The 21,904-nt window shown below is 65.0% G+C and carries 20 protein-coding genes; 10 read left to right on the top strand and 10 right to left on the bottom strand.

The features are described 5' to 3' along the window. Nucleotides 1-14 precede the first annotated feature (14 nt). The gene (locus M2427_RS38815) at nucleotides 15-785 is read left to right on the top strand and encodes a sulfite exporter TauE/SafE family protein (protein ID WP_280712040.1); all 771 of its coding nucleotides are present in this window, start codon (nucleotides 15-17) and stop codon (nucleotides 783-785) included. On the opposite strand, the gene M2427_RS38810 is transcribed toward M2427_RS38815, so the two are convergent. Then, nucleotides 782-2,179: an NAD(P)/FAD-dependent oxidoreductase gene (locus M2427_RS38810; protein ID WP_280712039.1), complete on the bottom strand. Its 1,398-nt coding sequence runs from the start codon at nucleotides 2,177-2,179 to the stop codon at nucleotides 782-784. The genes M2427_RS38815 and M2427_RS38810 overlap by 4 nt on opposite strands. A 186-nt stretch (nucleotides 2,180-2,365) precedes the next feature. Here M2427_RS38810 and M2427_RS38805 point away from each other — a divergent pair, with 186 nt between their 5' ends. Next, nucleotides 2,366-3,340, top strand: a complete 975-nt coding sequence (locus M2427_RS38805) for a YiiX/YebB-like N1pC/P60 family cysteine hydrolase (protein ID WP_280712038.1) — start codon at nucleotides 2,366-2,368, stop codon at nucleotides 3,338-3,340. 71 nt (nucleotides 3,341-3,411) lie between these two features. Here the strand turns inward: M2427_RS38805 and M2427_RS38800 are convergent, their stop codons facing one another. Beyond that, nucleotides 3,412-3,687 carry a metal-sensitive transcriptional regulator gene (locus M2427_RS38800; protein ID WP_280712037.1) on the bottom strand — a complete coding sequence of 92 codons (276 nt, stop codon included), beginning with the start codon at nucleotides 3,685-3,687 and terminating at the stop codon, nucleotides 3,412-3,414. Between the two features lie 50 nt (nucleotides 3,688-3,737). Here M2427_RS38800 and M2427_RS38795 point away from each other — a divergent pair, with 50 nt between their 5' ends. Further along, the gene (locus M2427_RS38795) at nucleotides 3,738-6,200 is read left to right on the top strand and encodes a heavy metal translocating P-type ATPase (RefSeq protein WP_280712036.1); all 2,463 of its coding nucleotides are present in this window, start codon (nucleotides 3,738-3,740) and stop codon (nucleotides 6,198-6,200) included. A gap of 57 nt (nucleotides 6,201-6,257) precedes the next feature. Beyond that, on the top strand, nucleotides 6,258-6,704 hold the full coding sequence (nikR, locus tag M2427_RS38790; RefSeq protein WP_280712035.1) for a nickel-responsive transcriptional regulator NikR: 447 nt from the start codon (nucleotides 6,258-6,260) through the stop codon (nucleotides 6,702-6,704). A gap of 210 nt (nucleotides 6,705-6,914) precedes the next feature. On the opposite strand, the gene M2427_RS38785 is transcribed toward nikR, so the two are convergent. Together M2427_RS38785 and M2427_RS38780 are read right to left on the bottom strand one after the other, a co-directional pair. Continuing rightward, nucleotides 6,915-7,862 carry a hydroxymethylglutaryl-CoA lyase gene (locus M2427_RS38785; RefSeq protein WP_280712034.1) on the bottom strand — a complete coding sequence of 316 codons (948 nt, stop codon included), beginning with the start codon at nucleotides 7,860-7,862 and terminating at the stop codon, nucleotides 6,915-6,917. After that, complete coding sequence (locus M2427_RS38780; protein ID WP_280712033.1) at nucleotides 7,859-9,028, bottom strand: CoA transferase; 1,170 nt, start codon at nucleotides 9,026-9,028, stop codon at nucleotides 7,859-7,861. Before M2427_RS38780 ends, M2427_RS38785 begins: the two co-directional genes overlap by 4 nt. Before the next feature lie 105 nt (nucleotides 9,029-9,133). Between M2427_RS38780 and M2427_RS38775 the strand changes: the two genes are divergently transcribed. Both M2427_RS38775 and M2427_RS38770 read left to right on the top strand, forming a co-directional pair. Beyond that, entirely contained in the window at nucleotides 9,134-10,066 is a 933-nt protein-coding gene (locus tag M2427_RS38775; RefSeq protein WP_280712032.1) for a LysR substrate-binding domain-containing protein, read from the top strand. A gap of 349 nt (nucleotides 10,067-10,415) precedes the next feature. Beyond that, nucleotides 10,416-11,834 (top strand): MFS transporter, encoded by a 1,419-nt coding sequence (locus M2427_RS38770; RefSeq protein ID WP_280712031.1) that lies wholly within the window; start codon nucleotides 10,416-10,418, stop codon nucleotides 11,832-11,834. Between the two features lie 50 nt (nucleotides 11,835-11,884). Here M2427_RS38770 and M2427_RS38765 read toward each other — a convergent pair whose 3' ends face one another. Further along, a complete protein-coding gene (locus M2427_RS38765) occupies nucleotides 11,885-13,540 on the bottom strand; it encodes a S53 family peptidase (protein WP_280712030.1) in 1,656 nt (551 codons plus the stop codon). A 270-nt stretch (nucleotides 13,541-13,810) separates the two neighbouring features. Here M2427_RS38765 and M2427_RS38760 point away from each other — a divergent pair, with 270 nt between their 5' ends. Beyond that, the gene (locus M2427_RS38760) at nucleotides 13,811-14,179 is read left to right on the top strand and encodes a hypothetical protein (protein WP_280712029.1); all 369 of its coding nucleotides are present in this window, start codon (nucleotides 13,811-13,813) and stop codon (nucleotides 14,177-14,179) included. Nucleotides 14,180-14,273: 94 nt separating this feature from the next. Then, a complete protein-coding gene (locus tag M2427_RS38755; protein ID WP_280712028.1) occupies nucleotides 14,274-15,014 on the top strand; it encodes a sulfate transporter family protein in 741 nt (246 codons plus the stop codon). A 6-nt stretch (nucleotides 15,015-15,020) separates the two neighbouring features. On the opposite strand, the gene M2427_RS38750 is transcribed toward M2427_RS38755, so the two are convergent. From M2427_RS38750 to nth, 3 genes are read right to left on the bottom strand one after another with little or no spacing between them, the layout of a single operon-like run. Further along, nucleotides 15,021-16,649 (bottom strand): MFS transporter, encoded by a 1,629-nt coding sequence (locus M2427_RS38750; RefSeq protein WP_280712027.1) that lies wholly within the window; start codon nucleotides 16,647-16,649, stop codon nucleotides 15,021-15,023. Beyond that, nucleotides 16,636-17,760 carry an HlyD family secretion protein gene (locus M2427_RS38745; RefSeq protein ID WP_280712026.1) on the bottom strand — a complete coding sequence of 375 codons (1,125 nt, stop codon included), beginning with the start codon at nucleotides 17,758-17,760 and terminating at the stop codon, nucleotides 16,636-16,638. Before M2427_RS38745 ends, M2427_RS38750 begins: the two co-directional genes overlap by 14 nt. Before the next feature lie 54 nt (nucleotides 17,761-17,814). Then, nucleotides 17,815-18,582, bottom strand: coding sequence for an endonuclease III (gene nth / locus M2427_RS38740; RefSeq protein ID WP_280712025.1), 768 nt, complete (start codon nucleotides 18,580-18,582; stop codon nucleotides 17,815-17,817). A gap of 22 nt (nucleotides 18,583-18,604) precedes the next feature. Between nth and M2427_RS38735 the strand changes: the two genes are divergently transcribed. Together M2427_RS38735 and M2427_RS38730 are read left to right on the top strand one after the other, a co-directional pair. Further along, on the top strand, nucleotides 18,605-19,138 hold the full coding sequence (locus tag M2427_RS38735; protein WP_280712066.1) for a DUF2244 domain-containing protein: 534 nt from the start codon (nucleotides 18,605-18,607) through the stop codon (nucleotides 19,136-19,138). A 55-nt stretch (nucleotides 19,139-19,193) separates the two neighbouring features. Further along, entirely contained in the window at nucleotides 19,194-20,090 is an 897-nt protein-coding gene (locus M2427_RS38730; RefSeq protein ID WP_280712024.1) for a bifunctional helix-turn-helix domain-containing protein/methylated-DNA--[protein]-cysteine S-methyltransferase, read from the top strand. Between the two features lie 23 nt (nucleotides 20,091-20,113). On the opposite strand, the gene M2427_RS38725 is transcribed toward M2427_RS38730, so the two are convergent. Continuing rightward, nucleotides 20,114-20,737 (bottom strand): 2,3-bisphosphoglycerate-dependent phosphoglycerate mutase, encoded by a 624-nt coding sequence (locus M2427_RS38725; protein ID WP_280712023.1) that lies wholly within the window; start codon nucleotides 20,735-20,737, stop codon nucleotides 20,114-20,116. Between the two features lie 19 nt (nucleotides 20,738-20,756). Then, on the bottom strand, nucleotides 20,757-21,575 hold the full coding sequence (dapB, locus tag M2427_RS38720) for a 4-hydroxy-tetrahydrodipicolinate reductase (RefSeq protein WP_280712022.1): 819 nt from the start codon (nucleotides 21,573-21,575) through the stop codon (nucleotides 20,757-20,759). Nucleotides 21,576-21,904 lie beyond the last annotated feature (329 nt).

The following is a 21,904-nucleotide window of genomic DNA, read 5'->3' as shown; positions in this document are numbered from 1 at the left end:
AAGAGACATAGGGCATGAGCCTCGCTGATTTTCTGCCGAAGGACGTCAGTCTCACCATTGCGATGGCGCTCTGCGCCATCGCTTTCGTTTCGGGCACTGCGCGCGGCTTCTCAGGCTTTGGCTCGGCGCTGATCTTCATGCCGCTCGCAAGCAGCGTCGCAGCCCCGCGGCTGGTGGCGGCTTTGCTCCTCGTCATCGATTTCGTCGCCGCCGCGCCGCTGCTGCCCGACGCGTGGCGGAAGGCCGATCGCAAGGCGACCGCGGTGATCGTGCTGGGCGCGCTGGTCGGCGTGCCCGTCGGCACCTATTTCCTCAGCGTGCTCGAGCCCGTCACCACGCGCTGGATCATCTCCTGCTTCGTCGCCGCGCTGCTTCTGCTGCTGCTGTCGGGCTGGCGCTATCGCGGCAAGGACCACGTCTGGCTGTCGGTCGGCATCGGCGGCCTCTCCGGCTTCTGCAGCGGACTGGCGCAGACCGGCGGGCCGCCGATCGTCGGCTACTGGCTCGGCCGTCCCATCGCCCCGATCGTCGCGCGCGCCAACATTGTGCTGTTCTTCGGCGCCTCCGATCTGTTCTCGATGGTCAGCTATGCCACCACCGGCCTGATCTCGCGCGAATCGCTGGCGCTTTCGCTGATCGTCGGTCCGGTCTATGCGCTTGGCGTCGCCTTCGGCGCATCGTTGTTCGGCCGGGCCAGCGAAACGATCTTCCGCAGGATCTGCTACGCTTTGATCGCGCTCGCGGTGGTCACCGGCCTACCGGTGCTGGACAGGGTGTTGCGCTAATTCTGCTGCGGTCGCGGCGCGCGGCGGCGTTTGGTCGATTGCGTCGGCACGTCGGCCGGCTCGTCCTTTAGCGCGCCGATCTTGCGGAGCGCGGCGTCAGCTGCGCGCTCGCCGCTGTCCCAGGCGCCATCGACCGTGCCCCACAATGTCTCGTGCGTCGCTTCGCCGGCGAGGAACACATTGCCGATCGGCTCGGTCAAAATTTTTCGCGACAGCTGGCCGCCGGGGGAGGCCGCCGACATCGCGCCCATCACATAGGACGAGGCGTTCCAGCGCGTCACGGCGGTTTTCTGCACCAGGGCGGCAGCTTCACTGCCGAACAGCTTCGAGATCCATTCTTTCGCGAAGGCCGCCATCGCCTTCTCGCCCTGCGCGGAGAGATCGCGGCCGAACGAACCGCCGACGTCGATCGAGCACAGCGAGGAGCCCCCGATATTGGCGTACATCAGTCCGGTGCGCGTCGAATTGCTCTGCTCGATCAGGATGTCGTCGCGCGAGAGCCCGAGCGGGTTGCCCGGCAGTTGCAGCACGATGTGATCGTAGCTGCCGAGCGTGAGCTTTGAGGCCGCATCCAACGTGCGCTTGGGGATGTCGGGCGCGAACTTGATCGCGCCCGATGTGAGCACGTTGGTCGAGACCGTGATGATGGCGGCGCGAGCGGCAATCTTGCCGGCTTGCGTTTCCACGCTGACATCGCGATTGCTCCAGACGATTCGATTCGCCGGCGTCGACAGCACCGTCGGCGCCTGCTCGCCGAGTTTCGCGATCAGCGTCCCCAGACCCTGGCGGCAGGCGATCGGAGCATTGCGATCCTGCGCACGAGACTTGTCGATTGCCGACAGCTCCTTCAGATCCTTGCCCGCAAAGCTCGCACCGAGCACGAACTCGGCCGCCCCCGCCCAATCACCGAGTTCTTTCGGCAGCACCGACGCGCAGGACGTATCGAGCTTGCCGCGCGCGGCCTCGTCGATGGCCCTGTTGGCGCGCACCAGCGCCGCCAGAAACTCTTCGGTCTCCCCCGCGCGCGCGTTGCGGCGCCCGATGCGCATCTTCTGGCCGGACGGAGCAGGTGACACATCGAGCCCGGCGTTGCGTGCGAGCCGGATCATCGGGTTGGTGTCGGGATTGTGCATCCAGCGCGCGCCGCGATCGAACGGCACGTCGAAGGTGGCGCTGTCCGTAATGCAGCGCCCACCGATCTGCGCCGCCGCCTCCACAACGACAACCTTGCGATTGGCCGCCATGACGCGCCGCGCTGCAGCGATGCCGGCCGCTCCCCCGCCGATCACGACAATGTCAGCTTCGCGCGGCAAGGGCGCAGCCGTTGCGCGCAGGACCGGCGCTGCAGCAAAGACCGCCGACGCCGATAGGAAACTGCGGCGCGTGATTGTCATGTCATGGTTTCCGGGGACTTGCGACGAAAGGGAACGGCCTGAGAACCTTGCCGCATCTGATGTTGCGCAGCAACCATCATGGTGAATCAATCGTGCTTGAAGTCACAGAGCCATGAACCGAATTGCAACAGGTTTGGACCATGATACAGATGGAAAAAAGACGGCCAGAAAGGCCCGGGGGAGTTCATGGGGACAGTCCTAGATTCAGTCGGCAAGGTGATAGCCGCGTACCTCTCGAAAGAGGTGCCGGGCTACGAGCCGTTCACGCCGAGCGACCCCGAGCACCTCCGCGGCGTGATCCAGCCGGGCGACGTCATGCTGGTCGAAGGCAACAACCGCATCTCCGGCATCATCAAATATCTGACGCAGTCGACCTGGTCGCATGCTGCGCTCTATGTCGGTCCGGTGGGGGGCGCGGTCGAGCCCGACGGCGAGCCGCATGTGCTGATCGAAGCCAATATCGGCGAAGGCGTCACCTCCGCGCCGCTGTCGAAATATTTCCCCTATCACACCCGCGTCTGCCGTCCGGTCGGGCTGTCCTATGAGGACCGCACCACGGTGTGCCGCTATGCGATCAACCGCATCGGCTTCGGCTACGACACCAAGAACATCATCGATTTGATGCGCTTCCTGATCCCGCTGCCGGTGCCGCAGCGCTGGCGGCGGCGCATGATCGCGCTTGGCTCGGGCGATCCGACCAAGATCATCTGCTCGGCTCTGATCGCGCAGGCCTTTGACGCCGTGCGCTACCCGATCCTGCCGAAGATCACCAAGGCCGGCAGCCGCGCCGCCCGCCGCGAGATCCTGCACATCCGTGACTCCTCGCTCTATATGCCCCGCGACTTCGACATCTCGCCCTATTTCGAAGTCGTCAAACCCACCATCGTTCACGGCTTCGACTACACAACGTTGCACTGGGCCGACAAGCAAAAGCCGCTCGAGGAGGTAGCGGGCTCATTCGGTGTGTTTCCAGAAACGTTCCGTGCGCCGCCGCTCGTTCCTGAAGCGGTTGACGAAGAAGCGCCGGCTGAAGTTTCGGCTGAGCAAGTGATGAGCGAAGCAGCTGTTGAGGTGGGCTCAGCCTTTTCCGAGCATTTTGTGATGCTGAAAGAGCTCGCGACGCGCCGCTCGCAGGGGCCGACGCCGGATATGGCGGCTTAAGGCATCTCTCCCTCCACCGCCATTGCGAGAAGCGTAGCGCTTCGCCGCAATGACGACGTCCAGAGCCAGCCCTACCGCTCCGCCCGCCCGATCACGGCCATCAGCTCCGCGATCTTCTCGCGCTGATCGGCCTTGTCGCCGCTTGCAATCGCGTGCTCGACGCAGTGCGCGACGTGGTCCTTCAAGACCTCTTCCTCGACCCGGCGCAGCGCGGCGCGCACCGCCGCGATCTGCGTGACGATGTCGATGCAGTAGCGATCCTCCTCGACCATTTTCGAGAGGCCGCGAACCTGCCCCTCGATCCGGCCGAGACGTTTTCCGACGGACGCCTTGATGTCCTTGCGCATGGGGTCTATATACCCCTACCGGGTATAGGTTACAAGGCCGGAGTGCAGGAATGAGCGACGTGGACCACGGGCATCATCATCACGGGGACACGCAGTCCGGCTGCGGCTGCTCCGCCAAGGCCGCAGCGCCTGCTGCAAAGCCTGCAGGTTCGTCCTGCTGCGGCGGACACGGCGATCATGCCGGTCACGCGCACCATCACGCTGATGACCATGGCGCGGCCCCCGCGAGAGTTCTCGACCCCGTCTGCGGCATGACGGTCGATCCCGCGACCTCGAAGCATCGCTTCGAGGATCACGGCGAGACCTTCCATTTCTGCTCGGCCGGCTGCCGCACCAAATTCGCCGCCGATCCCGCCAAATACCTTACGAAAGACAAGGCGCCCGAGCCTGAAATGCCTGCGGGCACGATCTACACCTGCCCGATGCATCCGGAGATCCGGCAGGTCGGACCCGGCAACTGCCCGATCTGCGGCATGGCGCTGGAGCCGGAGGTCGCGAGCCTGGAGACGGGGCCCAATCCGGAGCTCGCCGACATGACGCGGCGGTTCTGGATCGGTGGCGCGCTGGCGCTGCCGCCTGTTGTGCTGGAGATGGGCGGACACCTTGCGGGTCCCCACAACTGGATGGACCCGACGCTGTCGAACTGGATACAGCTCGCGTTTGCCACACCCGTCGTGGCCTGGGCCGGCTGGCCGTTCTTCGTCCGTGGCTGGCAATCGCTGCTGACGCGCAATCTCAACATGTTCACGCTGATCGCGATGGGCACGGGCGTTGCGTATGTCTACAGCCTGCTCGGCACCATCACGCCGCAGATTTTCCCCGATACGTTCCGCGGTCATGAAGGCGCGGTTGCCGTCTATTTTGAAGCTGCCGCCGTCATCACCGTACTGGTGCTGCTCGGCCAGGTGCTGGAGTTGCGCGCCCGCGATGCGACATCGGGCGCGATCAAGGCGCTGCTTCAGCTTGCACCGAAGACCGCGCGGCGCGTCGAGCCTGACGGTAACGAGCACGAGGTCGAAATCGATACGCTGCACGCTGGCGATTCCCTGCGGGTGCGTCCCGGCGAGAAGGTGCCGGTTGACGGCGTGATCCTCGAGGGGCGCTCCTCGCTCGATGAATCCCTCGTGACCGGCGAATCCATGCCCGTCACCAAGGAGGCCGGCGCGAAAGTCATCGCCGGCACGCTCAACCAGTCCGGCAGCTTCATCATGCGCGCCGACAAGGTCGGGCGCGAGACGCTGTTGTCGCAGATCGTGCAGATGGTCGCGGACGCACAGCGCTCGCGCGCGCCGATCCAGCGGCTGGCCGACCAGGTCGCCGGCTGGTTCGTGCCGACGGTGATCGCCATTGCCATCGCCGCCTTTACTGCATGGGCCTGGTTCGGGCCAGAACCACGCCTGGCCTTCGGGCTCGTCGCCGCCGTCAGCGTGCTGATCATCGCCTGCCCCTGCGCGCTGGGGCTGGCGACCCCGATGTCGATCATGGTCGGCGTCGGCCGCGGCGCGCAGGCCGGGGTTCTGATCAAGAATGCCGAAGCGCTCGAGCGAATGGAGAAGATCGACACGCTGGTGGTCGACAAGACAGGCACGCTGACCGAGGGCAAGCCCAAGGTGGTCGCGATCGTGCCGGCATCAGGCTTTGCCGAGGATGACATTCTTCGGCTTGCCGCCAGCGTCGAGCGCGCCAGCGAGCATCCCCTCGCCGATGCGATCGTGCGCGCGGGCAAGGAGAAGCAGCTCGCTCTCGGCGAGGTCGAGGGGTTCGATTCTCCGACCGGAAAGGGCGCGACCGGAAAGGTCGATGGCAAGAGCATCGCGCTCGGCAACGCCAGGTACCTGACATCGATCGGCATCGACACGAAAGCGCTCGATGCCGAGGCCGAGCGCCTGCGTGGCGACGGCGCGACCGTGATCAACATGGCGGTCGATGGCCGGCTTGCCGGCCTGTTCGCGATCGCCGATCCGGTCAAGGCCTCGACCCCGGAGGCGCTGAAGGCGCTCGCGGCCGAAGGCATCAAGGTCATCATGCTGACCGGTGACAACCGCACCACGGCCGAGGCGGTGGCGCGAAGGCTCGGCATCGCCGATGTCGAAGCCGAAGTGCTGCCGGACCAGAAGAGCGCGGTGGTGACGAAGCTGCAAAAGGCCGGGCGCAGCGTCGCGATGGCCGGCGACGGCGTCAATGATGCACCGGCACTGGCGGCTGCCGAAGTCGGCATCGCCATGGGCACTGGCACTGACGTGGCGATGGAAAGCGCCGGCGTCACGCTGCTGAAGGGCGACCTCACCGGCATCGTCCGCGCCAGAAAACTGTCGCAGGCGACGATGAGCAATATCCGGCAAAACCTGTTTTTCGCCTTCATCTACAATGCAGCGGGTATCCCGATCGCCGCCGGCATCCTCTATCCCGCCTTCGGCGTGCTTCTCTCCCCAATCATTGCGGCAGCGGCAATGGCGCTGTCCTCGGTGAGCGTGGTCGGCAATGCGCTGCGGCTGCGCGCGACGCGGCTGTGAGGGCGACGAAATCCGTGTAGAACAGGTCCATTCGGCGGTACCCGCGGAGAGGACCTGATGCAGCGGATTACGATCACGATCGAGGATGATCTCTTGGCGGAGATCGATGCCGCGGCCGAAGCACGCGGCTACCAGAACCGCAGCGAGATCATCCGCGACCTCGCCCGCGCCGGACTGCAGCAATCGTCCGAGGACACCGCGCAGAGAGGCCCCTGCGTTGCCGGCCTCGTCTATGTCTACGACCACGCCGCGCGCGATCTCTCAAAGCGGCTGGTGCAGGAATTCCACGGCCATCACGACCTCGCTCTGGCGACGCTGCATGTTCATCTCGACGACAACAATTGCATGGAGATGACCGCGCTGAAGGGCGATGCGGGCGAGGTCAGGCATTTTGCCGATCACATCATCGCGGAGCGCGGCGTGCGTTATGGGCGCGTGGTGATGATTCCGACGGGAGAGGGGAAGCCGAGCAAGGCGCGAAAGCACGGGCATCGGCATGAGTGACCCTTCGCCTCTCCCGCTTTTCGGGAGATGCCGACGCGCTCGCAGAGCGTGGCGGGTGAGGGTTCTTTCCTCTTGGTGATTGTCCCGTTGCGGAGACACCCTCTCCCCAACCCTCTCCCGCAAGCGGGAGAGGGAGCCGAGTGCCGATGCCGCGGCATCGTTCAATCATATGCGATAGCCCTGCCCATTGCGGGGAGAGGCGAACGAACCTCACGCCGCCTTCGCAGTCCTCCCGCCCGGCAAGCCTGCCCGCGCGAGGCCGCCGTAGAGCTGTTCGTTCGGCATCTCCTCGCGCAAAATCTTGCGGACCGCGATCAGCTGATCGAGATCGATGCCGGTCGCAAAACCCTTGCTCTCGCACAGGAACACCAAGTCCTCGAACACGACATTGCCGGTCGCGCCGGGTGCGAAGGGGCAGCCACCGAGGCCGCCGAGCGAGCCGTCGAGGATGCGGGCACCTTCGTCGAGCGCGGCGGACGCATTGGCAATGCCCATGCCGCGGGTGTCGTGAAGGTGGATGCAGATCGGCTTCGAGCCCGACAGCTTCACCGCGGCGCGGGTCAGTTCGGCCACCTGCTTCGGCCCGGCGTAGCCGACGGTGTCGGCGATCGCGACGAAATCGACGCCCGCCTCGAGGCACTTGTCGACGAGGCGCAGCACCTCCGCCGGGCTGACCGCGCCGGTGATGGAGCAGCCCAGCGCCATCGAGATCGCGGCATTCACCAGGGGCCTGTGGGCACTGGCATCGCGCATCTCGCAGAGGCGCTTGATGTTGGCGATCGCGGAATCGCGCGACCGATGCGCGTTGGCCTGGCTATGCTCCTCCGTGGCCGAGATCACCGAGGCGATCTCGCCGACGCCCGAGTCCAGCGCCTCGTTCACCCCGCGCTCGTTGAGCGCCAGCGCAATGCCATGGGCGGCGGGCAGGCTTGCCACCGTCGCGACGACATCGCGGACATCGACGAATTGCGGAAAGGTCCTTGCCGGCAGGAACGAGCCGACCTCGAAATGCCGGACGCCCGCAGCGTATTCCTCGCGCACCCAGCGTTGCTTGGCCTCGGTGGAGGGAAACTTCTTCACGAGCTGGAGCCCGTCGCGCAAGCCCACCTCACGGAGGCTGACGCGGTCCGCGGGGTAGATGGTCTCGATCCGGCTCATGCGCGCCTCCCAGCGGCTTTTGACGTGGCGTCGTTGTTGTCGATCTCGGTACGGACCGCCGATGTGTCGGCGCCAAGCGGTGCGACCTTCAGGCCTTCGCCGAGATGGCTACCGTTCCACTCAATCGGCAGCGTCGGCACATGGAACGGTTTGCCGTCGGCGGTGATGTTGGTGACGAGCCCGCCGGGCCGCAGCACATGCGGGTCGGTCAGGAGATCCTCGGGCCGGTTGATCGGCGAGAAGCAGATGTTGAGCGCATCGAGCTTCTGCGACAGCTCCGCCACGTCCTGCTGCCGGATGATTTCCGCGACGCGCGGAAGGATCCGCGGCCGCGCCAGGATGCGATCGGTGGTGGTGCGCAAGCTCGGGTCGTCAAGAAACTCGGTGAGGCCGAACTCGCGGCAAAACGCCTGCCAGTGGCCCTCGGTCACGACGCCGATGAAGATGCGTCCATCGCCGGCAGCATCGAAGATGTCGTAGATCGGCCAGGCATGCTCGCGCTCCGGCATCGAGCGCGGCTTGTTGCCGGTCATCTCATACTCGACCATGTGCTGGGCAACCAGGAACAGGCAGTTCTCGAACAGGCCGATCCTGATGTCGGCACCATCGCGCTTGCCGCCGCGCTTCTGATAGAGCGCAGCGAGAATCGCGATCACGCCGAACATGCCACCCATGATGTCATTGGCGGAGGAGCCGACGCGCTGCGGCTTCTCCTTGGTTCCGGTCATGGCGGCGAGCCCCGACATCATCTGCACGACCTCGTCGAGCGCGGGACGATGCTCGTAGGGGCCGGACAGAAAGCCTTTGTGGCCGGCAATGATCAGATGCGGGTGCCGGCGGCGCAGGTCCTCGGCACCAAGGCCCTGCTTCTCCAGCAAGCCGTTGCGAAAATTTTCCAGGAACACATCGGCCGTCTCAAGCAACCGGTGCATGGTGTCGCGGTCTTCAGCCTTCTCGAAATCCAGCACGACGCTGCGCTTGCCGCGATTGAACAGCGGGAAAAACGCGGTGCCCATGCCGCCCAGACTACGCGTCTTGTCGCCGGCGGGCGGCTCGACCTTGATCACCTCGGCGCCCAGCTGCGCGAGGATCATGCCGCAGGTCGGGCCCATGACCATGTGGGTCATCTCGACGACCCGCACGCCTTCGAGCGGCAATCCGGTCATGCAACACTCCCTGTTCGTTCGGCCAAAAGACTAGGCCTTCACAAGCCTTCTGAAAAATATAATCTGTCGAAGATTGCCTTCGCAGTTCTAGAACGCTGGATCATCATGGATTCGCGCCAGCTCCGCTATTTCATCGCCGTCTACGAGCAGCGGAACCTGTCGCGTGCGGCCGACCAGGTGAATGTCGCCCAATCGGCGCTCAGCCATCATATCTCGAATCTGGAGGCCGAGTTCGCGACGCCGCTGTTCGAGCGCAAGTCGCGCGGCATGGACCCGACCGCGGCCGGCGAGCGGCTCTACGAGCACGCCCGCATCATCCTGCGCGCGATGGCTGAAGCTGAGACCGAGGTGCGCGAGGGCGCCCGCGTCATTGCCGGCGAAATCTCGATCGGCATGGCCAATTCCGGGGTCAAGGCCATCGGCGTCGAACTGATGCGCACGGTGCTGACCAAATATCCCAAGCTCAAGCTGTCGCTCACCGAGAGCCTGTCGGGCGCGACGCTGATGCATCTGATGATCTCCAATGTCGATCTGGCGCTGGTCTACAATCCGCCGTCGGAGAAGGAGCTGATCACGGAGGCCGTGCTGGAGGAGGAGATGTTCCTGGTCGGCATTCCCAAGCTGGTCGGCAAGAGCAAAACCCCTGTACGATTCGAGGAGCTGAGCCGGCTGCCGCTGATCCTCTTGCGCTACGGTCTCGGCCTGTCCTCGCGGGCGTTGCTCGACGATCCGGTCCTGCTGAAGCGGCTGGAGGGCGGCGCGATCCTGCACGCCAATTCGATCACCGGCATGACCGGTGCGCTGGTGGAGGGGCTCGGCTGCACGATCGCGACAAAGCTGTTCGCACGGGAGGAACTCGCCGCCGGCCGCCTGGTCGCACGCAAGGTGATCGAGCCGAAACTGACCCGCACGCTCTATCTCTGCCGCCTGCGCAACCGCCCGATGACCTACGCCATGGAAGAGATGCGGCGGTTGATGCTGTCGCTGATCGCCGAGCAGGTGCGTAGTGGCGGTTGGCAGGCGGAGTTGGTAAAATAGTCGACGGTGCGCTCCCTCTCCCGCTTGCGGGAGAGGGTCGGGGAGAGGGTGCCTCGACAACGAAGACTCCCCCAGAGGAGAGAAGCCTCACCCGGCGCGCGGGACGATGCTCCGCATCGCCCGGGACGCGCCGACCTCTCCCGCAGGCGGGAGAGGTGACCGAGTTTGCTGGCCGGCCGTGCTGCCTCTCGACAGCCGCCTTCGAAAATCTCGAACGCTTCCATCGATATGTTCTTCTGGATTTCCGTTCTCGACCGGCCAACATGGCGCGGTCCGGCAGAGTTCACGACACGCAACAGAGATGAGCCGCCGGGACCGCGCGTGACCTATGCGCCACGGGGAGGACATCATGAGCGTTGTCGGCATCGACACGAACATCGAACTCGGCACACCATCAGCATCAGGACCGGACGAGATCTCGCGGCGGCTCGAGGCGATGCCGGCGACGGGCTATGTCTGGCGCCTCGTGATCCTGCTCTCGCTCGCCGGCTGCTTCGAGATCTACGATCTGTTCCTGACCGGCTACATCGCTCCGGGGCTGAGCCGCAGCGGATTGCTCTCCACGACGACGCAGGCCTTCTTCGGCTTCTCCGGCATCGGCGCATTTGTCGCCGCGACCTTCGCCGGCTTGTTCGTCGGCACCTTCTTCCTCGGTTTCCTCGCTGATCGCTTCGGCCGGCGCCCGATCTTCACCTATGCGCTGCTCGGCTATACCGCGGCATCTGTCATCATGGCCTGCCAGACCTCCTCCGAAGGCCTGCTGTTCTGGCGCTTCCTCGCCGGGATCGGTATCGGCATCGAGGTCATCACCATCGATGCCTATATCACCGAGCTGGTGCCGAGCCGGATGCGCGGGCGCGCCTTTGCGATCAACCAGGCGATCATGTTCATCGCCGTGCCCGTCGTCGCCTTCCTCGCCTGGTGGCTGGTGCCGCTCGCGCCTTATGGCGTCGAAGGCTGGCGCTGGGTGGTGCTAACAGGCGCCGCCGCCAGCATGATCATCTGGGTGCTGCGGTTGTTCCTGCCGGAGAGCCCGCTCTGGCTTGCGCGCCATGGCCGCAGTGAGGAGGCATTCCGGATTCTCGCAACGTTGGAAGCCAGAAGCGGCGGCACATCGCCGCCAGCCTCAGCTGCGCTCGCACGGCCGGCGACGCAAGCCGTCGCACGTGTAAACTTCGCCGACCTGTTCCGGCCGCCCTATGTCTCGCTCGTCATTCTCTTCATGGTGTTCAACCTCTGCCAGGCCTTCGGCTTCTATGGCTTTGCCAATTGGGTGCCGACGCTGCTGGTCGAGAAGGGCATCACCGTCACCAAGAGCCTGCAATATTCCTTCATCGTCGCCTTCGCCTATCCGATCTCGCCGCTGCTGGCCGCGAGCTTCGCCGACAGGTTCGAACGCCGCTGGATCATCGCCGGAGCCTGCATCGCCATCATCATCTTCGGCATGGCGTTCGCGCAGCTGACCGAGCCTGTCCTGCTGATCGTCTGCGGCGTGCTGCTGACCGCCTGCAACACCACGATGTCCTATGCTTATCACGCCTACCAGACCGAGGTGTTTCCGACCCAGATCCGGACGCAGGCCTCCGGCCTCGTCTATTCGATGAGCCGGCTGAGCGCGACCTTCTCGGGCTTCATCGTCGCCTACATGCTGAAGGAAGCCGGCGTCATCGGCGTGTTCGGCCTGATCACCGCGGCGATGCTGATCGTTGTGATCGCGATGACGCTGTTCGGCCCGAACGTACGCGGCAAGGCACTGGACACGGTGTGACCCTCCCCCCGTAAGCACGGGGAGAGGGAAACGAGAGAGCGTCTATACAGTCACGCCGCGAGCAGATTCTGCAACGCCGCGCCGTTGGGGACACCGAGGCCGGAGCAGGCATCCCAGCCGGGACCGGCCTTGTACATGCCGTGCAGATCGCCGGTGATGTCATTGTTGCCGACGGTGACGTCGCGGAACACGCCATGCGCATGCGAGGCGTAGATCAGCGGATTGATGAAGCCGACCGTCTTGCCGAATTTCTTGGTCGTGGCCTCGTTGATGCGGGCGATCAGTCCGGCCATCAGCGGCGCGACTGCGCTGGTGCCGCCGATCGTGGTCATGACGCCGTTGAGGAAGATCTGGTAGCCGGTCGCGGGATCGGCATCGCCAGCTACGTCAGGCACGCCGCGTCCGACCGACTGTGACGGTGATTTCGGCACATGGGCGTTCGCCTGGTATTGCGGCCTGGGGAAGACGATGCTGACGCCGCCGCCGCCGGCGCCGTCCTGCGGGCCACCATTCCAGACCGTTTCGGTGATCGTGCCGTTCGACGCCCGCAGATTGGTTCCGCCGCACGCCAGCGCAAACGGGCTCGACGCCGGGAAATCGGCGTGTGGCTTGCCGTCCCAGCCTTGCGCCATATCCGCGGAGCCATTGTCGCCGGACGCGACACAGACGGTAACGCCCATCGCGGCGGCATCGCGGATCGCCTCGTTGAGGCCGTCGACGAATTGCTGCGAGCCGGCCGGATCTTCCGGTCCGCCCCAGCTGATCGAGATCACCGAGGGCTTTCGCGCGGTGTCGTGGACGGCGGCCTTCACGGCGTCGATGAAGCCGTTGGTGGTGTTGGGCGCGAAATAGACCACGATCTTGGCGCCGGGCGCGATCGCGCCGGCCACCTCGATGTCGAGCACCACTTCGCCGTCGGCGTCGGAATGGCCGGGCTTGTTGGCGCCGCCGTCGACACTCGCGGGTGCGATCTGCGGCATCGGGATGCCGGCCTTCTTGAAGAAGGTTTTCAGATCCGAGGTCTTGTAGCCGGCGCCCTTGGGATGGCCTTTGGTGTCGATGTCGTTGAGCTCGATGATGGCGATGCACTGGCCGGCGCCGGTCTCGCCGCCCGGGAAGTTGTAGAGTTGCGCGATCTGCTCGACCGAGAAGCTGCCGCCCTGGCTTGCGCGTGCGGTCGCGCCCTTCTTCGCTGTCTTGCTCGCCATCTTGCGCCGGAAATGCGGCTGCGCCACGGGCCGGTTGTCGAGGCCATGCACGCCGACCACGATGCCTTCGAGCTCGGCCGGGATCTGCACATTGCCCTTGCGCATGCGGTAGGTCGCGCCGTCATGCTTGACCTTGCTGAGCTTGACGCCGAACGCCGCGCTCATTGCCTTCACCGTGCCGGTCAGCTTTATCGTACGGGACGCCAGGTGAACGCTCTTGACGTTGAGCTCGTGGTGGTGGGCGAAATCGTCGATCTTGGCAACGTCGGCGGAATCGGCACCCATCTGTTCGGCGAACTCGGTGCGGGAAAGATACTGCCGCTCACGCGGCGGTTGCGCACCGAGCGCCATCACCTGCTCGTCGTCGGCGCGCTTGGCGCGGAGACGAACGCTGATCTCGATTTCCTGCTTGGGATCGGCCGCGCCGACGAGCTTGGCTCCCTTCGGCAATTGACGGGCGCTGTTTACCAGCGCGACACGCTTGGTCGAGCTTGCCATGACTTCCTCCGTTTGTGATTGGAAGGCAGATTGATGCACCTCAACTATAGGTGTAATCCCAGAAACAAATTGGTTCAGATGATTGTTTGATTATTTTCAGAATATCTCTTGTCTGGCGGGACAAAAGCTTCGCCGTCTCAAATCGACACGGAATTGGTCAATAACCCGGACCATTCTGTGACTACGTTTTCGATCTAGGATTGCAACCGTCGGCCGATCTGGCTGACGAAAGAAAGACGCTTGTCAAAATCAATCGGCGGAGACGAACAGATGGCCGCTGACCGCAAATGGGTCGAGAAGAATCTCGGGTTCGATCCGATCGCCACACCGCCGCCGCGCGAGACCTTCACGGTCAAGCGCATCGTGGATGCCGCCGTGAAGAAGACCGCGAAGGTCGCGCCCGAAGACTTCCAGCGCGAGATCATCGATTTCGACTCCGAAGGTACCGAAGGCCGCGAGTTCATGGCCTTCTCGACCTCGACCGGGCCGTCGCGCTTCACCGATATTCCCTGGCCCAAGGGGCTCGCGCCGCAGACCGGGTCCAAGCTGGTCGCCGTCCAGATCTACAAGGGCTTTGGTCGCTGGAGCACGGTCTGTAGCGCCATCGCCTGCCGGGCCAGCATCGTGGCGGAGCCGTAAGCCGCACCGGCCAAGGGTCGGCCAAGGGTCAGCCTCCCTTGCCGAAGCGACCAGGGGTGTCTACCTCTCGCAGAGTGTTTCGTGAGAGGTTCCCATGCTGGATGCCGCCGTGAAGGCGCTGTCGCAAATGATATCGCCGCCGATGCGCTCGATCCTGTGGCGGTCGATCGGGCTTGCACTCGTGCTGATCGTGGTGCTGGCGATCGGGTTGCAGCGGCTGCTGAGCTGGTTCGCCACCTATGGCGAGGTCTGGCTCGAGGGCCTGCTCGGGCCGAGCTGGCACGCATCGCTGGAAGTGCTGTCCTGGATCATCTCGATTGCGGCCGGCTTCGGCGTCGTATTCGGCAGCGTGTTCCTGATGCCCGCGATCACCTCGCTGGTGGCGAGCTTCTTCGTTGACGACGTCGCCGACATCGTCGAGCGCGAATATTATCCGGCCGAGCGGCCGGGCACCGCACTGCCGTTCAATCAGGCGATCCTGGAGGGCATCAAGACGGCGCTGCTGACGATCCTGGTCTATCTGATCGCACTGCCGCTGGTGCTTTTCGCCGGTGCCGGGTTCCTGATCTTCTTCCTCGCCGCCGCCTGGCTCTTGGGGCGCGAATATTTCGAGCTCGCCGCAATGCGCTTCCGTTCGCCGGAGGATGCCAAGGCGATGCGGCGCGACAATGCGGCGATGATCTTCACCGCCGGTCTTTTCATCGCGGCTTTCGTCTCGATCCCGGTGGTGAATCTGGCGACGCCGATCTTCGGCATGGCCTTCATGGTCCACATGCACAAGCGGCTGTCAGGACCGCGGCCCGAGCTGATCGAGCCGGCGCGGCAGATGCGGTGAGCACGATCAGCTCACCTGCACACCGCACCTGCGCAGCACTCTCCTCGCAAAACCGAACGGCGCCGGCGTGAACGGCCCGGGCGGGGCACGGGTGATCAACGCGATGAAGCCGAGGCCCGATATCGCCAGCCAGAAGCAGAGCCAGAAGCCGTCGATATAGGCGAGCACATTGGCCTCGCGCGCAACGTAGCTCGCGAGCGTGCCGACCGCGCGGGCCTGCGCCAAGCCAGCGCCATGGGCGGCGAAATGGTCCGCAAGCTGCTTCAGCGCATGCACCACATTGACGTCACCGATTTCCAAATTCTGCCCGATATAAAAGGAATGGATTTGCTCGCGGACACGCAGCCACGTCCCCATCAGCGCCACGCCGATCTCGGCGCCACCGAGGCGCATGATCTGGATGTAGGCGGCAAACGAGGTCGCGCGGCTCGGATCGGAATTCGACAGCGCGATGATGATGAGCGGCAGCAACGTCAGCGACTGGCCGATCGCTTGCAGCAGCACGATGCCGGCAAAATCCTCGCGCGCCCAGTCATGGGTGAGCCGGGTGCCCCAGAGATTGGCGGCCGCGAAGCAGGCAAATCCCAGCACCGTCACCGCGCGCGCATCGAAGTGACGCAGCAGCCAGATTGAAACCGGCACCAGCACGAACATCGGCAGCGCGCCATAGGTGAGCAGCAACAGCCCGCTTTGCTCCGGCCGGAGCAGGCCGACATTGCCGAGGAAGTTCGGCACCAGCGACGCGTTGGAGAGCGACGTCAGCGTGTAGAGCAGGATGACCACCAGCGACAGGCCGATATTGCGCGAGAACAGCACATTCACATGTGCCCAGGGCTGCGCTGTCAGCGACTCGTTGATCAGGAAGGCAATGAACAGCACGCCGCCGACGACGAGCAGCGCCATCACCGTGCCGGAGCCGAGCCAGTCCAGCCGATTGCCCTGGTCGAGGCCGGCATAGATCATGCCGACGGCAGCTCCTAACAGCAGCATGCCGCCCCAATCGGCCTCGCGCAGCAACGCGCGATTGACCGGGTCGCCGGGCGTCCCGAGATAGACCATCAGACCCATCAGTGGCGCGATCACCACACCCTGCCAGTACAGCCATTGCCAGCCGAGATGGTCGACATAGAAACCGACCAGCGAGCTCGACGTATCAAGGGCGAAGCCGACGCGGATCGAGTAGAGCGCAATCGCCGGCAGCCACCAGCGGATCGGCAAATTGCGGAACACGATCATCAGCGTCGCCGGCACGAAGGTGCCGAGCAACAGGCCATGCACGACGCTCAGCGCAATCAGGGTCGGATAGTCGTGCACGAAGGGAATGATCAGCGAGACGAGCGCGTAGACGAGGCTGGGAATGCCCAGCACACGTCGCAGGCCGAACACGGTCGCAAGCCACGCCACCGCGGGCGCGATGAAGATCTGCGAGCCGATGCCAGCGGTGGAGAGCCAGGCGCCTTCGTCGAAGGAGAGCCCGAACGCACCGCGTAAGTCGGGCAGGCCGACCGTGGTCAGCCGGCTGTCGAAATTGGCGAGGAACGAGCCGAGCAGAACGGCAGCCACGGCAAACAAGGGCCGTCGCGCGATGCCGCCGCGCGAGACGGGTCCACGGTCGGCGTCGTCATTTGCCGCCATCAGCGCCCTTCGTGTCGATGCGGGTGACGACCGACATGCCCGGCACGAGCCGCGCCAGCAGCGGCTGGTTGTCGTCGAACAGGATGCGCACGGGAATGCGCTGCACGACCTTGGTGAAATTGCCGGTCGCATTATCGGGCGGCAACAGCGCGACCTGCGCACCGGTCGCCGGCGCAATGCGCTCGACCCTGCCGCGCAGCTTTTCGCGCGGAAAACTGTCGACGGTGATCTCGACCAGCTGACCCGGCGCCACATGCGTGAGCTGGGTCTCCTTGTAGTTCGCGATCACATAGACTTTCGGCAACGGCACCACGTTGATGAGGTTGGTGCCGATATTGACGTAGTCGCCGGGCTGCACCTGGCGCTCGCCGACGACGCCGTCGAACGGCGCGATAATCTTGGTATAGCCGAGCTTGAGCTTGACGCTCGCGAGCGTCGCCTTGGCCGCACCGAGATCGGCGGCACGCTGCTTTCTGGTACCTTGCAAGACTTCGATCTGATGTTGCTGGGCCGCGATCACCGCGCGGCTGGCGCGCACATCGGCCTGTGCCTTGGCAAGGCCTGCGACCGCCTGCTCGAGCCGCTGCCGCGTGCCGGCCTCGGTCTGCGACAGCGATTGCTGGCGCTCCTGCTCCTGCCTGGCTTCGACTTCCAGCGCTTCGGCCGACAGCCTTGCGGCTTCTGCTTGTGCGATCGTCGCATATTGCAGCTCGATCTGGTTGGCGAGATTGTCCAGCACGGCTTGCGCGGCGGCCACCGCTGCCTCTGACTGCGCGACTTGCGCCTCGTAATCGGCGGGATCGATCTGGATCAGGAGATCGCCTGATTTGACGCGCTGGAAGTCGGTCACGGCGACGGTCAGCACCTCGCCGGAAACGCGGCTCGCGAGCCGCGTCAGGTCAGCGCGGACATAGGCGTCGTTGGTGGTCTGGACCACTTCATTGCCGACCCATTCGTCGAATCGCAGCGTTGCCAGCGCGACGAAGGCGAGCGCAACGATCACCGCGAACAGCGGGATCGCAAGCCGGCTCCACAGCGAGGTCGCCGGCCGCTGCGTTGGCTTGGACGCGACAGGTGGTGGCGGCGACGAGACTTGTTCTTGCTGACTCACGATAACCCCAAAGCGGCTTGCCTCACATCATCCCGAAACGACGGCGATACTGCCTCAGACCGTCTTCTCCGGCCACCGGCAGAGATCGTTGATCAGGCATACCTCGCAGCGCGGCTTGCGCGCGAGGCAGGTGTAGCGGCCGTGCAGGATCAGCCAATGATGGGCATGCAACATGAATTCGGATGGGATCACCCTTTCGAGACCGAGCTCGACTTCGAGCGGCGTCTTGCCGGGCGCGAGGGCGGTGCGGTTGCCGACGCGGAAGACGTGGGTGTCGACCGCCATGGTGTGCTCGCCGAAGGCCATGTTGAGCACGACGTTTGCGGTCTTGCGGCCCGCACCCGGCAGCGATTCGATCTCGGCGCGCGTGCGCGGCACCTCGCCGCCGAAATCGCTGAGCACCTTTGCCGACAGCGCGATCACGTTCCTGGCCTTGGTACGATAGAGACCGATGGTCTTGATGTATTCGCGCAAACGCTCTTCGCCGAGGTCGAGCATCTTTTGCGGCGTGTCGGCGACCCTGAACAATTCACGTGTCGCCTTGTTGACGCCGGCGTCGGTCGCCTGCGCCGACAGCACCACGGCGACCAGCAGTGTGAACGGATTGACGTGCTCGAGCTCGCCCCTCGGCTCGGGATTGGCCTGTTGGAAACGGCTGAAGACCTCGCGAATTTCAGCCGGCGTCCAAGGTTTCATAGAATTGGGCTTGATGGCCTTGAGCGATTTTTTGGCGGGGGCCTTCGGTTTCGCGGCCGCCGCCTTTGCCTTTTTCTTCGGCACCCCCGCTTTGCGCGGGGCCGGCTTGTGGGTGATTTTCGCCATAATCGGGATATACTGAGTGACGATGAGCACAGGCAACGAAATTGAGCGGGCAGAGTCTGAAGGTTATGCCGAGCAGCAGATCTTCTCCGCGCTGCTGACGCCGCATCGCTCCCTGAACCGCACCGGCTTCCTCGCCGTGATGCTGTTCCTGAGCGCCGTCAGCTTCGTCACCGGCATGGTTTTCCTGATGAAGGGCGCCTGGCCGGTGCTGGGCTTTTTCGGCCTCGACGTGCTCGTGGTCTGGTGGGCCTTCAGGGTCAATTTCCGCACCGGGCGGGCGCGCGAGGAGATCACGATCACGACCTCTGAATTGCGCGTGCGGCGCATCAGTCATCACGGCCAGGTCGCCGAATGGAGCTTCAATCCGCTCTGGGTCCGCCTCGACATGGAGGTCGACGAGGATTTTGGCATCGAGCATCTCTATCTGATCTCTCGCGGCCACCAGATCCAGCTCGCCAGGTTCCTCGGGCCGGACGAAAAGGCTAGTTTCTACAAAGGCCTGGTTGAGGCGCTGAACGCCGCCAAGCGTGGCCCGACCTACAATCCGATCACCTGATTCCCAGTCGGAAATCGGGTGGTTTCGGCGCCTCCCCTCTCCTACATTTCCGGTCATGATGACACTCGCCATACATGACCAGCGCCTGGCCAAGCCGGGCCCCCAGAACGCCGCGCTGCGCGACTATGATTCCGTGCGCCGGGCGATCGCCTTCATCTCGGAGAACTGGCGCGCGCAGCCGACCATCGAGGCGATGGCGGATGCGGCCGGCGTCACGCCGGATGAGCTGCACCATCTGTTCCGCCGCTGGGCCTCGATCACACCGAAGGCGTTCATGCAGGCGCTCACCCTCGACCACGCCAAGGGGCTGTTGCGGGACTCCGCGAGCATCCTCGACGCGGCGCTCGACTCGGGGCTGTCGGGTCCCGGCCGGCTGCACGATCTCTTCGTCACCCACGAGGCGATGTCGCCGGGCGAATGGAAGAACGGCGGCGCGGGGCTGACCTTGCGCTACGGCTTCCATCCGTCTCCCTTTGGGACTGCGATCGTGATCGCGACCGATCGCGGCCTCTCGGGCCTCGCCTTCGCCGATCCCGGCGAGGAAAAGGCCTCGCTGGCCGACATGACGCGGCGCTGGCCGAACGCGACCTATGTGGAAGATCACGAGGGCACCGCGCCGCTCGCGGCGCGCATCTTCGACACAAAGCTCTGGCGGCCGGACCAGCCGCTGCGTGTGGTGATGATCGGCACCGATTTCGAGGTGCGGGTGTGGGAGACGCTGTTGAAGATCCCGATGGGGCGCGCGGTGTCCTATTCCGACATCGCCTGCAACATCGACAAGCCGAAGGCGTCACGCGCCGTCGGGGCCGCTGTCGGCAAGAACCCGGTCTCCTTCGTCGTGCCCTGCCACCGCGCCCTCGGCAAGAGCGGCACGCTCACCGGCTATCACTGGGGCATCACCCGCAAGCAGGCGATGCTGGGCTGGGAAGCCGGGCAATTGGGGATGCAGTAGCCACGGTGCTGTAGGGTACGTCGCTACCCCGCCAGATCCAGCTTCGACGCCACCGTCGAGTCCGCATTGAGCCGATAGATGATCGGCACGCCGGTTGCGAGCTCGCGCTTCAAGATGCCTTCGGGCGACAGCTTCTCCAGCACCATGATCAAGGCGCGCAGCGAATTACCGTGGGCGGCGACCAGCGTGCGCTTGCCGTTGAGCACGCCAGGCAGGATTTCCTGCACGTAGTAGGGCAGCGCGCGCGCCAGCGTGTCCTTCAGGCTTTCGCCGCCGGGCGGCGGCACGTCATAGGAGCGGCGCCAGACATGCACCTGCTCCTCGCCCCACTTCTTGCGCGCATCGTCCTTGTTGAGGCCGGAGAGGTCGCCATAGTCGCGCTCGTTCAGCGCGAGGTTCTTCGAGGTCGGCAAGCCGGTCTGGCCGAGCTCGGTGAGAATGAGATCGAGCGTGTGCTGGGCGCGCGTCAGCACCGAGGTGAAGGCGACGTCGAACACGAGGCCCTGGGCCTTCAACTTGCGGCCCGCTTCCTTGGCTTCCGCGACACCCTGCTCGGTGAGGTCAGGATCCTTCCAGCCCGTGAACAGGTTCTTCAGATTCCATTCGCTCTGGCCGTGGCGCACGAGCACGAGAAGACGTTCGCTCATTGACTACTTTCCGTGTTGTTCAGATGTCAGCTAGGCCGAGCACGTCGGCCATGGAGTAGTGCCCCGGGTTCTTGCCATGCGCCCATAACGCCGCCTTGAGCGCGCCATGCGCGAACAGCATGCGGTCTTCGGCGAGATGCGACAGCGTCAACCGCTCGAACGGGCCGAGGAAGGTGACGCTGTGCTCGCCGGCGACGGTACCACCGCGCACGGAGGCAAAGCCGATCGCGCCGGGCTTGCGCGCGCCGGTGATGCCGTCGCGGCCGCGTTCCGAATGCTCGTCGTCGAGCGGGATGCCGCGCCCGCTGGCTGCCGCCTGGCCCAGCATCAACGCGGTGCCGGAGGGCGCATCGACCTTCATGCGGTGATGGGCTTCGACGATCTCGATATCAAAACTCTCATCGAGCGCCTTGGCGACGCGCTTGACCACGGCGGCGAGCAGATTGACGCCCAGGCTCATATTGCCCGACTGCACCACGACCGCGCGGTTGGTGACGCTCTTGATGACGGCGTTATCCGAGGCAGAGAGCCCGGTGGTGCCGATGACATGCACGATGCCGCGCTCGGCCGCGATCGCGACATTTGCGATGGTTGCGGCCGGCACGGTGAAATCCAGGATGCCGTCGGCCTCCTTCGACATCGCCCAGAGGTCGGCGGACAGCTTGATGCCGTTGGCGGGAAGGCCCGCGAGCACACCGGCATCCTTGCCGAGCAACTCCGAGCCCGGCGCCTCCAGGGCGCCAGCCAGCACCGCGCCTTTGCTGTCGGCAATCGCCCGCGTCAGGGCGCGGCCCATGCGGCCACCGGCTCCAGCAACAATCAAGCGCATGTCTGACATGGTGTGATCCTCTCAAGGGCCGTTGTAGCGGCGGGAGGCAGTTCCGGCAACCGAGGGGGATCGGGGGCGCGCGGCGTGCTCCCACCCTCCCCTGGAGGGGGAGGGTCGGCACGCGATCGAGCAACGCGAGATTGCGTGACGGGGTGGGGTGACGGTCCCTCCGCGACGAACAGTGCCCGTGTTGAGAGATGGGGGGGGGGGGGGGGGGGGGGGGGGGCGGGGCCCCCCCCCCCCCCCCCGGGGGGGGGGGGGGGGGGGGGGGGGGCGGGGGTGCTGGCACAACGGGGGGGGGCGCCCGGGGGGGGGGGGGTGGTTTGGGGTGGCCCGGG

The organism is Bradyrhizobium sp. BR13661, assembly GCF_029892425.1.
GTDB lineage: Bacteria > Pseudomonadota > Alphaproteobacteria > Rhizobiales > Xanthobacteraceae > Bradyrhizobium.
This window is presented reverse-complemented; position numbering and strand designations above follow the sequence as displayed.

What these genes read in the sequence shown, in the direction of transcription:
- M2427_RS38815 (WP_280712040.1), top strand. Translation starts at nt 15, where the DNA reads ATGAGCCTCGCTGATTTTCTGCCGAAGGACGTCAGTCTCACCATTGCG.
- M2427_RS38810 (WP_280712039.1), bottom strand. Translation starts at nt 2,179, where the DNA reads ATGACAATCACGCGCCGCAGTTTCCTATCGGCGTCGGCGGTCTTTGCT.
- M2427_RS38805 (WP_280712038.1), top strand. Translation starts at nt 2,366, where the DNA reads ATGGGGACAGTCCTAGATTCAGTCGGCAAGGTGATAGCCGCGTACCTC.
- M2427_RS38800 (WP_280712037.1), bottom strand. Translation starts at nt 3,687, where the DNA reads ATGCGCAAGGACATCAAGGCGTCCGTCGGAAAACGTCTCGGCCGGATC.
- M2427_RS38795 (WP_280712036.1), top strand. Translation starts at nt 3,738, where the DNA reads ATGAGCGACGTGGACCACGGGCATCATCATCACGGGGACACGCAGTCC.
- nikR (WP_280712035.1), top strand. Translation starts at nt 6,258, where the DNA reads ATGCAGCGGATTACGATCACGATCGAGGATGATCTCTTGGCGGAGATC.
- M2427_RS38785 (WP_280712034.1), bottom strand. Translation starts at nt 7,862, where the DNA reads ATGAGCCGGATCGAGACCATCTACCCCGCGGACCGCGTCAGCCTCCGT.
- M2427_RS38780 (WP_280712033.1), bottom strand. Translation starts at nt 9,028, where the DNA reads ATGACCGGATTGCCGCTCGAAGGCGTGCGGGTCGTCGAGATGACCCAC.
- M2427_RS38775 (WP_280712032.1), top strand. Translation starts at nt 9,134, where the DNA reads ATGGATTCGCGCCAGCTCCGCTATTTCATCGCCGTCTACGAGCAGCGG.
- M2427_RS38770 (WP_280712031.1), top strand. Translation starts at nt 10,416, where the DNA reads ATGAGCGTTGTCGGCATCGACACGAACATCGAACTCGGCACACCATCA.
- M2427_RS38765 (WP_280712030.1), bottom strand. Translation starts at nt 13,540, where the DNA reads ATGGCAAGCTCGACCAAGCGTGTCGCGCTGGTAAACAGCGCCCGTCAA.
- M2427_RS38760 (WP_280712029.1), top strand. Translation starts at nt 13,811, where the DNA reads ATGGCCGCTGACCGCAAATGGGTCGAGAAGAATCTCGGGTTCGATCCG.
- M2427_RS38755 (WP_280712028.1), top strand. Translation starts at nt 14,274, where the DNA reads ATGCTGGATGCCGCCGTGAAGGCGCTGTCGCAAATGATATCGCCGCCG.
- M2427_RS38750 (WP_280712027.1), bottom strand. Translation starts at nt 16,649, where the DNA reads ATGGCGGCAAATGACGACGCCGACCGTGGACCCGTCTCGCGCGGCGGC.
- nth (WP_280712025.1), bottom strand. Translation starts at nt 18,582, where the DNA reads ATGGCGAAAATCACCCACAAGCCGGCCCCGCGCAAAGCGGGGGTGCCG.
- M2427_RS38735 (WP_280712066.1), top strand. Translation starts at nt 18,605, where the DNA reads ATGAGCACAGGCAACGAAATTGAGCGGGCAGAGTCTGAAGGTTATGCC.
- M2427_RS38730 (WP_280712024.1), top strand. Translation starts at nt 19,194, where the DNA reads ATGATGACACTCGCCATACATGACCAGCGCCTGGCCAAGCCGGGCCCC.
- M2427_RS38725 (WP_280712023.1), bottom strand. Translation starts at nt 20,737, where the DNA reads ATGAGCGAACGTCTTCTCGTGCTCGTGCGCCACGGCCAGAGCGAATGG.
- dapB (WP_280712022.1), bottom strand. Translation starts at nt 21,575, where the DNA reads ATGTCAGACATGCGCTTGATTGTTGCTGGAGCCGGTGGCCGCATGGGC.